Here is a 14,021-nt window from a genome sequence, read left to right on the forward strand (position 1 = left end):
ATTCAATTATTTTTTAAAAAAATATATTTTTTTAAAAAAACATATATAATCTAAAAAAAGATCAAGGGGAGTTTAAGTTATGTTCACGCACACTGAATTTTATCCAACACCAAACGATGTTATTGAGAAGATGTTAGATGGAGTTAATTTTAAGAAGTTAAAAAGCGTTCTAGAACCAAGCGCGGGAAAAGGAGATATTGCCACAGCTGTTCTGAAAAAGTTCAATCTATATAAATCTAAATATCACTCTGAAAACTTGGATATAGATGTAATTGAGATTGATGAAAAATTAAGGCATATACTTAAAGGCGAGAATTTTAGAGTTGTACACGACGATTTTTTAACATTCAATACATATAAGAAATACGACTTGATTATCTTAAACCCACCATTTAGTAACGGTGATAAACACTTATTAAAAGCCTTGGATATGCAGAAAAGCGGAGGCCAGGTTGTATGTTTATTGAACGCTGAAACAATCAAGAATCCACACTCTAATGCAAAAAAAGATCTTTTAAGGAAACTTGAGGAATACAATGCAGAAATTGAATTCCTTGAAGAAGCATTCGCAGAGGCAGAACGTAAAACAATGGTTGAGGTCGCTCTCATTAAGGTGAGAATACCTAAAATGAAAAATAGTGTTCTTTTAGACAATCTGAGAGCTGAGGAAAACATTCATATTACAAAAGAAATGAACTTGGATGATACTGAGCTTTCAACAACCGATTTTCTAGAACAAATTGTAGAAAAATACAATTTTGAAGTGAAAGCAGGAGTGCAGCTGATCAATGAATTTCAGCTAATGTCTCCGTATATTCTTACTTCCTTCAAGGAGGATTCTTATAAGAATTCGATCTTAACTTTAAATATTAACGGAGATAACTTATCATCCACCACCAATAGCAAAATAAACAGTTTTATCGAATCCGTTAGATATAAATATTGGTACACTTTATTTCAGAGCGACCAATTTAACAAGTTATTCACAACTAATCTTCGGAGAGAATATTACGAAAAAATAAAAGAATTAGTGAAATATGATTTTTCACTATACAACATTTATCAACTTCAAGAGGATATTAGCAGATTAATGAATCAAAGCGTTGAGGATACGATCATTAATCTATTCGAAGAATTCTCGCACAAACACCATTGGCACCCACAAACAGGTAACAATATTCATTACTTCAATGGGTGGAAAACAAATAAAAGCTGGAAGATAAACAAAAAAGTCATCATTCCTTTAAATGCCTTTTCTACTTGGAATCAATCCTTTGAATGCGGTTATAAGGTAAAAGAGAAATTAAATGACATTGAAAAGGCCTTAAGCTATCTAGACAGAGGAATTATAAATGACTCAAACTTAGAAGAGAATTTAGCGAACGCTAAGCGTACAGGAACCACAAAGAAAATTCAGCTTAAATACTTTATGGTTACCTTCTTCAAAAAGGGAACCTGCCATATCGAATTTACAAATGAAGAACTATTAGCTAGATTCAATCTCTACGGAAGTCGCAAGAAAGGTTGGCTTCCACCAAGTTACGGAAACAAACAATATAAAGATATGACAACTGAAGAACAAATCGTTATCGATGATTATCAAGGCAAAACAGAATATGAAAAGGTCTTGAAAAATAAAGAAGTTTATTTATATGATGGCCCTAACTTTAACATAACCAACCAAGAAGCACTCGCTTTGATTGGTTAAGATATAAAACCTAAAGCTTCTCTTATTAGAGAAGCTTTTTTAGATGATTAACAGTTCTATATTCACAATTCACTTCATATAAATAAGACGTGAAGATTTTTAGATCAATTCACGGCTTATCGGACCTCACTCGTTTCAGTTTGCCAATTTAACAAACTGAAACACAGAGTGGGCGAGGACAAGATTTATTTTTCCCCACTTCTTGAAATTATATACTTACTGAATCTAAAATTTATTCGAAACTATTCAAAAGGGGAAGAATGCTGTAAATGAACTTACAAACCAAAATGTTAAACAAAGAAAAAAATTGGTTATTAAACAAACTAAAAGAACATTATTATTTAGATTATTTGATCGACGATATTGTTGAAATAAAAGGAACTTTAACAGGCAACACACTTTTTGAAGATGTGTATCTGTCTGGGTTCGAAATTACTTTTCAAACCAAAAAGGGAAGACTTAGAGTAAAATCGATAGATGACCTTTTACAAACTTTTTATGACTACAGAGGATTTGTTAACGGACAGCGCTTCTTAACAGGTGATTTGTTTGGAGATGTTTTTTTTATTGAAATCCTTTCATTAGAGAATTTCTTTTACAATCAGGATTTAGACGATGAATTTAGAAAAAGACTATATAATTATTATGTTGACTTTGGACACGATTACGCCACAGGTGAAATAAGAGATATATTATATAACAAACATCATATTAATTGATATAATTCCGCCCGGAGAATTTTTTTGTTTTTTCTGCTTTTTCGCTAAAAAAGAGCTAAGATAAGAAAAAAAAATAAGGAGAGATTTAATATGAGTACACCTTGGGGAGCAGTTCAGCATTGTAAAATTATCAAAAGAGGAGTGTCCATCGTAACAACATCTTCACACGGAGGAATGAGAATTAGTAAAGGGTTTGCTGAAAAGAATCTATCCACCGCAGCTATCAATAGAGCTACGGTGTTGGGAAACTACTTATTTTACGAAGAGGATTGCGATATTGCTATTCCAGCATTTGAGTTAGAGGATATCCAAGAGGACGTATTTGGAGAAAATGCAAGACAACAATTATTAAAATCATTAAGTATGTGGAATTTAGATTATCTCAATGAAAGAGGAATAACACCTAACGAAGAAGGCGCAAAAGCTTATCGCGAACTGATGAGAAGATAGCAAGCCACGACCCCGATCTAATGTTAATGCTATAAGAACGAACCAAGCAGCAATCATAAAAGTGGTTACAGCTGATCGGGAAAACCATTGTTAAAAGTTCTTCATACCGCTCGGAGGACAGAGATTTAAACCTTTTGTCTTATTGTGAACTCATTACAGTGTAATATTAATATATTGTATTACGTTATATTACTTTATATTAATACTTTATATAAATGGCCGAAGTTTCGGAACAATAGGGGAGAGGTAATTGTATTAAACTTCATCAAGCATTTACTTTCATATATACTTAAAAAAGGCAGCTAGTATGCCTTTTTTATTTCACATTATTTTAATTTACAATAGCTATATTATGTTAACTAACTGATTCGAAATAAAAATCAGAAATCTGTTAACTTTTATGTTTTTTCACTTTGACATATTGGAATCACTCATTATATTTATATAAAACTTAAGGAATCGAGGAGTTGTATGGTTACAATTTTACAAGCTATGAAACAAGCTAGATCCAATTTAGAGATAGAGGGAGTCATCATTCCTAAAGAGCAAGAAGAATTAATAAAAAAACGATTGAAAGGAGAAATTTCTGAACCAGTTTACATTAAAGCGGTTTTAGAAATGGTGAAGAAATGGAAATGAATTCTCGCTATACGTATGATAATTATAAAGACATTTTAATTAACAAGGCACACTTAACTTCTCAAAAAGAGCTAAATGAGTTCGAAACTATTCATACTTATAGAAGATTGTCCGAACTTGCCTTAGAAGAAGGAGTTATAGGCAAGTTTAATATAGAACACCTAAAAGATTTACATAAGCACATTTTCCAAGATGTATATCTTGATAAAATGGAAATGGCCGCTGCCAATCTTAAAGGGAAACTTTCTATAAGAGGCGAATTTCGTCAAGAAAATATCGCAAAGGGAAACTTTCAGTTTGCGAATGCCAGGTTTGTTGAAAGTGCTTTAAATTATTTACTAAATGTTGAATTGAAAAACGACAACTATCTCAAAGGATTATCCTTAGATGAATTTATCAGGAAAATAACTTATTACTTAGCGGAACTGAATGTAATACACCCGTTTCGAGAGGGTAATGGACGGACTACCAGAGAATTTATTCGCCAGTTATCTCTATCTGCCGGTTATAATTTAGACTGGGGCTTATTAGATAACAAAAAAGATGATTTTATGGAGGCGATGATTGCTTCTGTTAGTAACACTTTAAAATTAGAAGAAATTCTGTCCCAAATTATCCAAAAAAGCATTTAAAACATTAAAGAAAGATCTTATTAGGTAGGTCTTTCTTTTTAAGGTTCATAACGCAAAAATAATAAACTAAAGGAGAGATTTTTTGAAACACTTTTTTAAAAAGAAAGAATTAAATTCAAATAAAAAATATATAGAAATTCCTAATAACAATATAAACTTAGACTTAAAAAAGAAGATAGAAGAATTAGAACGTTTCGGCGAACAACTCGGAATATCTCTTCAAAACCAGTATGCAAATAAATTCAAGCAACAGGGCAAACATAATTTAAAGATTTGGGTTTGCCGGGATATAGATGGAGATGAGATTAATGATTTAACATCCGATAGATGCTTAGAAAAAGAATACCGCTCCCAGATTGCTATTAACTTTGATCCTCAAGTTGATGATGATTTTTATGCTGCCACAATTGAATTATGGTATTACTATGGCGGTTTTAAAAACTCTGGAATCGGAACATTATATAATTTAGATCAGAACGATTTGAGGAAAGAAATCGAGGAGGAAATAATTTATTTGTTAAACAACAATAATTGATACAACATCACTTTTAAATTTTGATGATGGACAAAGTAAATATATAGTTTAAATAATTTAATTTGATAAAGAGCACCTAAATTAGGCGCTCTTTATTCATTTTGATAAGCCATTATTGTCGATAACCACTTACCATTCATATTTTGAAGTTCGAAACGTTTTAATCTCTGTGGTTTCTCAACGCAATGTCCGTTCACCTTATCTGAGTATTGAATAAATAAAATGGGATAACTCTGTGTTATTCCGCTACCTTCATTCCAATCATTATCTAAAGCAGATTTTTTGTCAATCTTATAAATACAGCTATCCATAGGAATATATTTTTTCGCAATACTAATACTTTCTGAGTTGAAAACTGTATTTTGTTCAATGGTTTTATATCCAATTAAAATTGCATTGTAGATTACACCAAAAAATAACCAAGAACAGATTATGTATAAGATATTCCGTTTCAAACTGTATTGTTTCTTTTTCTTTAATACATACATTAAAAGAAAGAAGGGAAGTAAGATACAGATGACTATAATAACAGGAGGAAACCAAACCGAAAGAAACAGTAACTCTCTTAGTGTTGCTAAAATCAAAGGCAAACTCCCTTTAGTGAACACTAACAATAAACCGGCATAAATATAAATGTGCACAATAGATAGAAAGAATAGCCTCACTTCATTTTTAATAAACATTTAACACCTCCCATATCTCTATACACAATAAGAATAAATATAGCAAATGGAAAGAAAAAAATATGTTTTTTGAAAAAAATTATATTTAAGTAAATATATAAAAAGGAAATGCGATTGCTTACACGATAGGGGTTTTAATGGTAAAATAATAATAATTAAGAAAAGAGGATGGTGAAAACAATGACTGAAAAACGATTAGAGAATGCAATGAAACAAGCAAAAGTATCAAACGAAATTGAAAACCTAGAAGTGAAAAACGATCACACAGAATTAGTTAAAGCTAGACTAAATAATGAGATCACAGAAGAGGAATTCCAGGAAAAAGTAAAGAAATTAGTTGAACGTTTTTAAAACATTATAATTAGAAGTTGTATTGTCTAAATGCTATAACAATGACACTAAGTTAAATAAGAAAAATAACGGAGGCATAAGCACTATGCTTAATAAAGAAACGAAAACCAAACTTAAGTCTGAAATGACTCAAATCATTCAAAAAATGACTGACGACGACCTTCAAGCAAGTAGAAACAATATAAATAAATACTTTGATTTTTTGGACCAATTATATGATTTTAAAATTTTTAGGCAGAATCTTATCCAACAAAAAATTATAACCGAAGGAAATGAAACGGATGCTGTCAACGAACTAGAAGCAATAAACACTAGAGTTAATGAACAGAGCACAGCAAACGAAGCAAATAACAACATAGACCACGAACTTTCTAATGATAACGAAAGCGATGGCGCTGATGAAGTTAATGAAAGAAAAATGTATAAGTTTATACGTAATATTAAAGCTGGTGCTTTACCTGAAATAAAAGCTTATGTCCCTGAATCTGTAATCAGAGATCTCGGTTTAGAAAACAATTGTTATGTATATGCTGAACCAATTGGTGAAGAAGGAAAATATCACTACGAACTAGCCAAGAAGTCCGAGGACCCGAATTGTCCAAATAGAATACAACTCGATTATTGTCTCGTCGAAAAAGAAGCAGGTATGTTAACCGTTTCAAATAGTTATACGTCCGGAGCTATTAGATATAATGAAGCTCCTCATACTATTATTATTAAGGAATATGATATCAATGAATTTAAACTTGAAGAAGGAGACGTAATAGACATTGCCTATCCCGCGGGAAGACCAGATGATGCACGAGTTATTTGGCTTCACAAAAATATGGGAGAAGAAATGAACGGAGAAGAAAAGAATACTAATTCTACAAAGATTTCAAAAACAAAAAGAAAAAATTCTACTTCTTCAGACGAAAAAGAAGAGGTAGAACAAACACTAGCAGATAAATCTATATTAATTGTTGGTAACGAAACACAAAAAACCAAGTATAAACAAATGATAGAAGAAAGAGGAGGCTCATTTCTTTGGGCTGACGGAGGCGAAAAGCCAGAAAGGATTGAAACACTAGTTAAAAAATCAGACGTTGTGATTTTCTTGTATAGCGTTTCTGGACACACAACGATGGATAAAACCAAAGCTTATTGCAAACACTACGATAAGCCTTTCAAAGCTATTTGGGAACTAGGCCGGAATGTAATTCTAAATGAGATCTTAAACATTTTAGATCAAAAAATAATTACAAACGCTATTTAATACTTAAAAAGAGGGACAATTTTTGTTCCTCTTTTTTTATTTTTAAGAGCGGAGAAGAAAAAATTCTTTTTCGTTTTTTCTAAAAAAATATAAAAACTTAGATACAATATAAAAAATTAGAAGAACACAAAAGGAGATCGAAAAATATATGGGTTCTATTTCACGTCAAATTTCACTTGATTTATTTACAAAAATTTATGCAAATAGGCTTGAAACACACTTCAAACCACTTCTTGTTGGAAAAAGATTCACCGGAATACAAGACATAGAGGCAAACCACTATATACAAGCTGATGTTACCATTGGTTCTGAAACTTACCCAATCCATTTCAGATATGCAGGGGAAGAAGATGATGATGCTGGAGTAGAAACGGATGAGGATTTTGTAAAACTACAAGATTATTATAATCAACATATTCACCAAAAGAAAATTGAAAATGTAGTCGTTGGTGACGCTGATAGAGATGAAGAAGTATATCTTATCTGCTATACCGCAGATGGAGAATCAGTCGATATTCCATTAGGATTTGAAACCGAAAGAGACAGATTTTTTCCTGGACTTGCAAAAAGCGTTTTAAGTTGGGAGGAAAGAGATGCATATGATCTGTTAAGACTCGCCTGAAAAACCCTTGACAATTGGAGTTACGAATCCAAAGAAAACAAAGACATACACTCTCGATTTTTGGAAATACTTCAAGATGAAGTATACGAATGCGAAGAAGTTGAACAAAAACATCAACTTTCTGATTTCGAAAAATTAAGTTTGATTTCGGAGTTGTTCAAAAATGAACGAATCAATAGTTTGCATCTTTTAGAAGAAACAAAAAAGATTATTGCTCAATAAATATTTTTGCGACCTCATTATGTAAGGTCGCTTTTTGTTTTCGCTTCTCTTAATAAAATGGTTAATGTTATTCCAATATATAAAAATAATTAAAAAATGATCAAAAACACGGCCTTTGACTGCGGAAAAATTATATTTATATATTTATGATAGTGGTTGATAACATCTAAGGTCACTATTTATTTCTGTAAAAATGAAATAAAACACAAAAACAACGCAGGTACAGGATTCAATGATCTTGATCTTAGAGAGCAACAAAAAGCGGAAGACATTTTACTATATACAAGAATGGAATTAGGCGGAGAACTAATGGCATAACGTTCACAACAGAAGTTATCCTAACGCGAATTAGCCAATAGATCTTCAGTTGCTCTAAAAACGATATCTAGAAAGGAGAGCGGAAAAGATCTTCCCAAACTAGATACACAGGTTTATTGGCCGATGCATCAGGATATGATTTATCTCTATCCAAAAGAAACAAATCTGTATCAATCAACTCAAAAGACAAGTCATAAATGACTTGTCTTTATTTTTATATTAACCTATGGAACATCGATAACAAATTTTATTGAAATTGAATCGAATAACGTTTAGTTTCAGTTCCTCTTTCTAATACTTCTCTATTTTCTCCTGTCAACTTGTATGCAAATTTAATATTACCCGTTCTAGATTTAAACATATTGCAATTCTCAGTAACATTTTTATCAAGTTTATCTGCCGTGCAGCTAAAAATATTGCTCATCTGTAATTTGCCGTTTTTGTAAAAATAGATACTGTAATATTCTTCAGGATTTTTTTCGTGTTCGATCGTTTCTTTATTTGGTACAGCATACACCGATAATCCTCTTAACGATGGGTCAATCTTAATCTTATAGCCGTTATATTTATCAAACATTTTAAAATCTTTAACATAAGCTTTGTACCAGTCGTGGAATAGGGGGGACATCAATATACATTCAGACCCACAATAATTTTGCGCAAGTTCTTTATTTATAAGTGTTAAAGGTCCATTATCCTCAAGTGTTGCTACTTTTAAGAAAGCAAGGTCTCTAACATTGAACGCAAACTCAGTTTTATCTTTAAGCTGTTCATAATTCATCACATCATCACTATAAGCTCCACCTAAGAAAGAAGCATCCTTAACTTCAATCTGTTCTTTCGAGACTTTACTGACAGTTCCTTCAACTTCAATTCCGTCCCATTCAGCCATTCTCACTTTGTCTCCAAGACAAACTTCAATTCTTTCATACCGTTTTTCTTCTGCTTGCGGAAGCACTAATTTCATTGTTACCGTCTCCTTTGAATTGTTTTTAAAATAATACCTTACATAAAGCAATTTTGATAAATAAACCAAAAATGTTTGTTTTTTTATAAACTGAAATAAAAAAGATCTATAAAATAGACCTTTTTAGTGTTTTATTTGTTGTAGGTGTTTCCATTTTTTTCGCACGGCTTTGCTCAGAATTATCAATTCCTCGAATGCAATCTCCTTAAGCAGTTATGAAATCGTCTTTTGTTAGACGATTATGATATAAGAATATTCCAGATACATCGGTATTTGGAGGCACTTCAATCAACATCTCCTCTTCAGTATAACTAATGATTGTTACTGTAGAATACTCTTCAACAATGAATTGTTTTAATCTCATCAAAATGTCTTCTCTGTCTTCAAAAAAAATTTCTCGAGATTCTTCATCTCGGTCTTTATTCATACCAAAATCAGCTACAATCGAAATGTTATCGATCTCATTTTCAAATTTTTGATAAACTTCTCGATTAAACTCCAAAAATTCACTCACATCGAAAAAGTTAATAACTTCATCATCAATCGAACAAACTTTTCTAATTTCTTGTTCATAGGCGTTAGCAATAGTATGGAAAACTGAGTTAGAAAATACTTGTCTCCCTGAAGTCTCCAACCAGCTTAATTTGATAAAATACTGATCTTCTTTTGGCACAGTGAATTCTTTTGTTATCCACGATTCATTAGTAATCAAAGAATCGTTAAGCAGCTCTTTCGAATACAACTTTTCCGGAGAATTGATTTCTCCATTAGTGATCCCAAGTTTATTTGTATCTATGACAAAAACCTTCAAATAGTCTCCCTCATTAAGATATTTTGGGAAAGCACTCAAACAACCTTTTAGACTATCAGATACACAAATCCGATTCGTTTTTATGTCTTCGAAAGAAAACATATAGGAAGGTAATTTAGGATAAAAAGTTCCATCGTGATCTAAATCTAAGGTTATATGATAATAGAGTTTTTTCATACTTTAGCATTCATTCCTTTAGTCGTTTTACAAATAATATACACCATAAAATAAAATAGGGAAAAAAACACAAAATATGAAACAAAGTAGATGGTTACCCCAATTCAATCAAAGGAACTTAAATACTAACTTTTTACTTAGACTTCGTGCACTTGCAAATAAGCGAGCAGCACCTTTTATATTGTGATATGAGAGGAAACAAACCATAAGGAAGCGGATTAACTATCATAATGATTTCGCACAAGAGCCATTACATTAAATGGTTCTTTTTTTGCTAAAACAAAGCCCAATGTGGAGTCCCTATGTTTTTAAAACTGCCACAATTGCAAAAGAGGTTTTAATAAAAAATTAGTTAACAATGGTGTGGTGTTTTTTAAGCATTAACACTTAATAGAAGGGAAGGGGACTATATGAAATTTAAAGGGTTATTTATCTCAATGATATTAATGATGATCACTGTTTTAGCAGGTTGTGAACCATTAACTGTTTTGGATCCTAAAGGACCACAAGCAGAAAGACAAGCTAGAGATATTTACTTATCTATTGGAATAATGTCTTTTATTGTTATTGTTGTTTTTGCAATTTTAATCTTTGTACTAATTAAGTACCGCGCATCAAATCAAAGCCCAGATTATGAGCCACCTTATATGAAAGGAAACAAGTGGGTTGAAGGGATTGTATTAGGAATTCCTGTACTCATTGTCGCTTATCTGTCATTTGTATCCGTACAAAGTAATTACATTGTTGAATCAACACCGAAAGGATACGACGACAGTAAACCTTTAGTTGTTTACGCATCTTCATCAAACTGGAAATGGCATTTTAGCTATCCAGAAGAAAATATTGAAACCGTCAATTATTTGTACATCCCAACAAATCGAGCAATTGAATTCAGATTGTATTCGTATGGACCAATCACAAGTTTTTGGATACCACAACTGGGAGGACAAAAATACGCAATGTCTGATATGATTACAACTTTGTACTTAGCAGCCGATGAACCCGGAGAAATGACTGGTAGAAACGCAAACTTTAGCGGAAAAGGATTCGCTGAAAACACATTCAATGTAACCGCAATGTCTGCAACTGACTTTACAGATTGGGTCAAGGAAGTAAAACAAACTGCCAAACCACTCACTGAAGAGAAGTTCAACAAGTTGTTAGAACCAGGACATCTTGGTCAACTGACATTCACAGGAACACATCTAAGCTTCTCACCAGCTCCAGAACATAACCACGACTCAAAAACGATGAAAAGTATGGATATGTCTAATATGACCAACGAAGATAATAAAACATCAGAAACATCTTCAGAACATAGTCATTCCGGACACGACCACCACAATCAACAAGATAATTAAATCATTATCAATTTATATTAAATGAATAGGAGATATAGTTATGGATTTCTTTGATCGTTTTGCAATACCTAATCCAAGTCCAGCTATATACGCGTCAATGGTTGCTATCGGGCTAACCGTGATCGCTATTATTGTAGGGCTAACCTATTTTAAAAAATGGGGTTATTTATGGCAGGAATGGTTAACAACAACCGACCATAAGCGCATAGGTATTATGTATTTATTCTCAGCTTTAATTATGTTGTTCCGCGGTGGCGTAGATGCCATTATGATGAGGGCACAACTTGCTACACCTGATAATAAATTGCTTGATCCTCAACATTACAACGAAGTATTCTCTACTCACGGCGTCATTATGATTATGTTTATGGCAATGCCGTTTATCTTTTCTTTTATGAATTATTTAGTTCCGCTCCAAATTGGAGCTCGTGACGTAGCATTTCCACGATTAAATGCATTAAGTTTTTGGCTTTTCTTCTTCGGTGCAATGCTATTTAACATTTCCTTCGTTATTGGTGGATCACCAGACGCAGGATGGACTTCATATTTCCCTCTTGCCGGCACAGAATTTAGTGAATCTGTCGGATCTAACTATTATATGATTGCTCTTCAGATTTCCGGATTGGGTACATTAATGACAGGTATTAATATGATTACAACAATTATGAAAATGAGAGCACCTGGTATGACACTAATGAAAATGCCAATGTTCACTTGGGCTTCATTAATCTCTAACCTTATTGTTGTAACTGTATTCCCTGTATTAGCGGTAACACTCGCTATGGGTTCGATGGATCGCTTATTCGGAACAAACTTCTTCACAACCACTAATGGCGGTATGGATATGCTTTGGGCAAACCTTTTCTGGGTTTGGGGACATCCAGAAGTTTATATCTTAATATTGCCGGCTTTCGGTATGTATAGCGAAATCATTTCAACATTCTCAAGTAAGAACCTATATGGATACAAATCAATGGTTGCTTCTATGGTCATTATTTCAGGCCTTTCTTGCTTGGTTTGGGCTCACCATTTCTTCACAATGGGCCAAGGGGCATTATCAAATAGCTTTTTCTCTATTACAACTATGGCGATTTCTGTTCCTACCGGAGTTAAAATTTTCAACTGGTTATTCACAATGTATAAAGGGAAAATACGATTCACTGTCCCAATGCTTTACTCCATAGGTTTTATTCCTCTTTTCGTTATTGGTGGTATGACAGGGGTAATGCTTGCGATGTCAGCAGCAGACTATCAATACCACAATACGATGTTCTTAGTAGCTCATTTCCACAACACAATCATTCCAGGCGTTGTATACGCAATGCTTGCCGGCTTCACATTCTATTTTCCTAAAATGTTCGGATTTATGCTAAACGAAAAGATAGGGAAATGGACGTTCTGGTTATTAACAATCGGCTTCGTTTTAGCTTTCTTCCCAATGTACATTACCGGTTTAGACGGACAGCCACGTCGTATGTACACTTATTCTGCGGAGACAGGATTTGGTCCATTGAATATGGTAGCATTCTTCGGAGCGGGAATAATGGCTGTTGCATTCATTTTAATCGTGTATAACTTGTACTACAGCTTTAGATATTCCCCAAGAAATATCGGCTCAGATCCTTGGGATGCACGCACTTTAGAATGGGCAACACATACTCCAGTTCCAGAATACAATTTTGCTGTTACTCCACAAGTAAACTCAGAACAACCATTCTGGGATGCTAAGAAAAATAAAAATGAACTATTCCCAGAAAAAATTGAAAAAATTCATATGCCAAACAACAGCGGATTACCGTTCATTATGGGCGCAATTTTCTTTGTATGGGGTTTCTCATTTGTATTCGCTTTATGGCCGTTACTAATTATTTCTACGATCGCTATTTTCGTTTGTTTAGCATATCGTTCATTTGAAAAAGATCACGGCCGTTATATCTCTGTAGAAGAAATTTATGAAACAGAAGGTGTTCAGAAATGAAATTAAACGGTAATCAACCTCTTGAATATAGTACTAATCAAAACAACGTAAATATCTTTGGTTTTTGGATCTTTCTTGGAGCGGAAATTATGCTATTCGCTACCTTGTTCACTTCTTATTTTGTTTTAGAAGGAAGAACAGGGAGCGGTCCATCTGGTTTAGATATCTTTGAGATTTCTCCAGTGATTTTTGAAACAATTTTACTTTTAGTTAGCAGCTTTGTTATTGGTCTAGGAATCAATGCAATGCGTTTAGACAATAAAAAAGCGATGATGACTTTCTTTATCATCACGCTGCTTCTTGGATTAGGGTTCTTAAGTTTTGAAGTGAATGAATTTCTCCACTATATCCACGTAGGTGCCGGCTTGCAAACTAGCGCATTCACGGCAATGTTATTAACTACATTAGGTACTCACGGAGCTCACGTCACATTCGGTTTATTCTGGGGCATAGCAATTGTTACTCAAATAAAAAAACGTGGATTAACTCCAGAAACTGCTAATAAATCTTTCATTTTCTCTCTATATTGGCATTTCCTCGATGTAGTATGGATTTTCATCTTCAGTTTCATCTATTTGAAAGGGATGATGTAA

15 protein-coding genes are annotated in these 14,021 nt (G+C 33.0%); 12 read left to right on the forward strand and 3 right to left on the reverse strand.

Annotated features, from left to right (window positions below; all coding sequences use genetic code 11):
* The first annotated feature begins 130 nt into the window (after positions 1-130).
* The 6 genes from AAGG74_RS17650 to AAGG74_RS17675 all read left to right on the forward strand — a co-directional run bounded on the left by AAGG74_RS17650 (position 131) and on the right by AAGG74_RS17675 (position 4,683).
* Complete coding sequence (locus AAGG74_RS17650; protein WP_429676523.1) at positions 131-1,708, forward strand: class I SAM-dependent methyltransferase; 1,578 nt, start codon at positions 131-133, stop codon at positions 1,706-1,708.
* A gap of 269 nt (positions 1,709-1,977) precedes the next feature.
* On the forward strand, positions 1,978-2,427 hold the full coding sequence (locus AAGG74_RS17655) for a hypothetical protein (protein ID WP_429676524.1): 450 nt from the start codon (positions 1,978-1,980) through the stop codon (positions 2,425-2,427).
* A 90-nt stretch (positions 2,428-2,517) separates the two neighbouring features.
* The gene (locus tag AAGG74_RS17660; protein ID WP_429676525.1) at positions 2,518-2,877 is read left to right on the forward strand and encodes a DUF7007 domain-containing protein; all 360 of its coding nucleotides are present in this window, start codon (positions 2,518-2,520) and stop codon (positions 2,875-2,877) included.
* 471 nt (positions 2,878-3,348) lie between these two features.
* A complete protein-coding gene (locus AAGG74_RS17665; RefSeq protein WP_429676526.1) occupies positions 3,349-3,516 on the forward strand; it encodes a hypothetical protein in 168 nt (55 codons plus the stop codon).
* Complete coding sequence (locus AAGG74_RS17670) at positions 3,513-4,148, forward strand: Fic/DOC family protein (RefSeq protein WP_429676527.1); 636 nt, start codon at positions 3,513-3,515, stop codon at positions 4,146-4,148. The genes AAGG74_RS17665 and AAGG74_RS17670 overlap by 4 nt, the downstream gene beginning before the upstream one ends.
* An 82-nt stretch (positions 4,149-4,230) precedes the next feature.
* Positions 4,231-4,683 (forward strand): hypothetical protein, encoded by a 453-nt coding sequence (locus tag AAGG74_RS17675; protein ID WP_429676528.1) that lies wholly within the window; start codon positions 4,231-4,233, stop codon positions 4,681-4,683.
* Between the two features lie 92 nt (positions 4,684-4,775).
* Here AAGG74_RS17675 and AAGG74_RS17680 read toward each other — a convergent pair whose 3' ends face one another.
* Positions 4,776-5,366 (reverse strand): hypothetical protein, encoded by a 591-nt coding sequence (locus AAGG74_RS17680; RefSeq protein ID WP_429676529.1) that lies wholly within the window; start codon positions 5,364-5,366, stop codon positions 4,776-4,778.
* Positions 5,367-5,546: 180 nt separating this feature from the next.
* Here AAGG74_RS17680 and AAGG74_RS17685 point away from each other — a divergent pair, with 180 nt between their 5' ends.
* The 3 genes from AAGG74_RS17685 to AAGG74_RS17695 all read left to right on the forward strand — a co-directional run bounded on the left by AAGG74_RS17685 (position 5,547) and on the right by AAGG74_RS17695 (position 7,594).
* A complete protein-coding gene (locus AAGG74_RS17685; protein WP_429676530.1) occupies positions 5,547-5,717 on the forward strand; it encodes a hypothetical protein in 171 nt (56 codons plus the stop codon).
* A gap of 85 nt (positions 5,718-5,802) precedes the next feature.
* Complete coding sequence (locus AAGG74_RS17690; RefSeq protein ID WP_429676531.1) at positions 5,803-6,972, forward strand: DUF2325 domain-containing protein; 1,170 nt, start codon at positions 5,803-5,805, stop codon at positions 6,970-6,972.
* A 148-nt stretch (positions 6,973-7,120) separates the two neighbouring features.
* Positions 7,121-7,594, forward strand: a complete 474-nt coding sequence (locus AAGG74_RS17695; RefSeq protein ID WP_429676532.1) for a hypothetical protein — start codon at positions 7,121-7,123, stop codon at positions 7,592-7,594.
* 787 nt (positions 7,595-8,381) lie between these two features.
* Here the strand turns inward: AAGG74_RS17695 and AAGG74_RS17700 are convergent.
* Together AAGG74_RS17700 and AAGG74_RS17705 are read right to left on the reverse strand one after the other, a co-directional pair.
* Positions 8,382-9,101: a hypothetical protein gene (locus tag AAGG74_RS17700; RefSeq protein ID WP_429676533.1), complete on the reverse strand. Its 720-nt coding sequence runs from the start codon at positions 9,099-9,101 to the stop codon at positions 8,382-8,384.
* A 205-nt stretch (positions 9,102-9,306) separates the two neighbouring features.
* Entirely contained in the window at positions 9,307-10,089 is a 783-nt protein-coding gene (locus AAGG74_RS17705) for a hypothetical protein (protein WP_429676534.1), read from the reverse strand.
* Positions 10,090-10,499: 410 nt separating this feature from the next.
* Here AAGG74_RS17705 and qoxA point away from each other — a divergent pair, with 410 nt between their 5' ends.
* Genes qoxA through qoxC form a run of 3 tightly spaced genes read left to right on the forward strand, consistent with a single transcriptional unit; the run spans position 10,500 to position 14,021 of the window.
* Positions 10,500-11,450, forward strand: coding sequence for a cytochrome aa3 quinol oxidase subunit II (qoxA, locus tag AAGG74_RS17710; protein ID WP_429676535.1), 951 nt, complete (start codon positions 10,500-10,502; stop codon positions 11,448-11,450).
* Positions 11,451-11,490: 40 nt separating this feature from the next.
* On the forward strand, positions 11,491-13,428 hold the full coding sequence (qoxB, locus tag AAGG74_RS17715) for a cytochrome aa3 quinol oxidase subunit I (RefSeq protein WP_429676536.1): 1,938 nt from the start codon (positions 11,491-11,493) through the stop codon (positions 13,426-13,428).
* Entirely contained in the window at positions 13,425-14,021 is a 597-nt protein-coding gene (gene qoxC / locus AAGG74_RS17720) for a cytochrome aa3 quinol oxidase subunit III (protein WP_429676537.1), read from the forward strand. Before qoxB ends, qoxC begins: the two co-directional genes overlap by 4 nt.

This window comes from Bacillus mexicanus (genome assembly GCF_050445615.1).
In the GTDB taxonomy this organism is placed as follows: Bacteria; Bacillota; Bacilli; order Bacillales; family Bacillaceae; genus Bacillus; species Bacillus mexicanus.

Excerpts from the sequence above, each read along its gene's own strand:
- AAGG74_RS17665 (WP_429676526.1), top strand. The coding sequence starts at position 3,349 with ATGGTTACAATTTTACAAGCTATGAAACAAGCTAGATCCAATTTAGAG.
- AAGG74_RS17685 (WP_429676530.1), top strand. The coding sequence starts at position 5,547 with ATGACTGAAAAACGATTAGAGAATGCAATGAAACAAGCAAAAGTATCA.
- AAGG74_RS17690 (WP_429676531.1), top strand. The coding sequence starts at position 5,803 with ATGCTTAATAAAGAAACGAAAACCAAACTTAAGTCTGAAATGACTCAA.
- AAGG74_RS17655 (WP_429676524.1), top strand. The coding sequence starts at position 1,978 with ATGAACTTACAAACCAAAATGTTAAACAAAGAAAAAAATTGGTTATTA.
- AAGG74_RS17670 (WP_429676527.1), top strand. The coding sequence starts at position 3,513 with ATGAATTCTCGCTATACGTATGATAATTATAAAGACATTTTAATTAAC.
- AAGG74_RS17700 (WP_429676533.1), bottom strand. The coding sequence starts at position 9,101 with ATGAAATTAGTGCTTCCGCAAGCAGAAGAAAAACGGTATGAAAGAATT.
- qoxA (WP_429676535.1), top strand. The coding sequence starts at position 10,500 with ATGAAATTTAAAGGGTTATTTATCTCAATGATATTAATGATGATCACT.
- AAGG74_RS17695 (WP_429676532.1), top strand. The coding sequence starts at position 7,121 with ATGGGTTCTATTTCACGTCAAATTTCACTTGATTTATTTACAAAAATT.
- AAGG74_RS17650 (WP_429676523.1), top strand. The coding sequence starts at position 131 with ATGTTAGATGGAGTTAATTTTAAGAAGTTAAAAAGCGTTCTAGAACCA.
- AAGG74_RS17660 (WP_429676525.1), top strand. The coding sequence starts at position 2,518 with ATGAGTACACCTTGGGGAGCAGTTCAGCATTGTAAAATTATCAAAAGA.
- qoxC (WP_429676537.1), top strand. The coding sequence starts at position 13,425 with ATGAAATTAAACGGTAATCAACCTCTTGAATATAGTACTAATCAAAAC.
- qoxB (WP_429676536.1), top strand. The coding sequence starts at position 11,491 with ATGGATTTCTTTGATCGTTTTGCAATACCTAATCCAAGTCCAGCTATA.
- AAGG74_RS17705 (WP_429676534.1), bottom strand. The coding sequence starts at position 10,089 with ATGAAAAAACTCTATTATCATATAACCTTAGATTTAGATCACGATGGA.
- AAGG74_RS17680 (WP_429676529.1), bottom strand. The coding sequence starts at position 5,366 with ATGTTTATTAAAAATGAAGTGAGGCTATTCTTTCTATCTATTGTGCAC.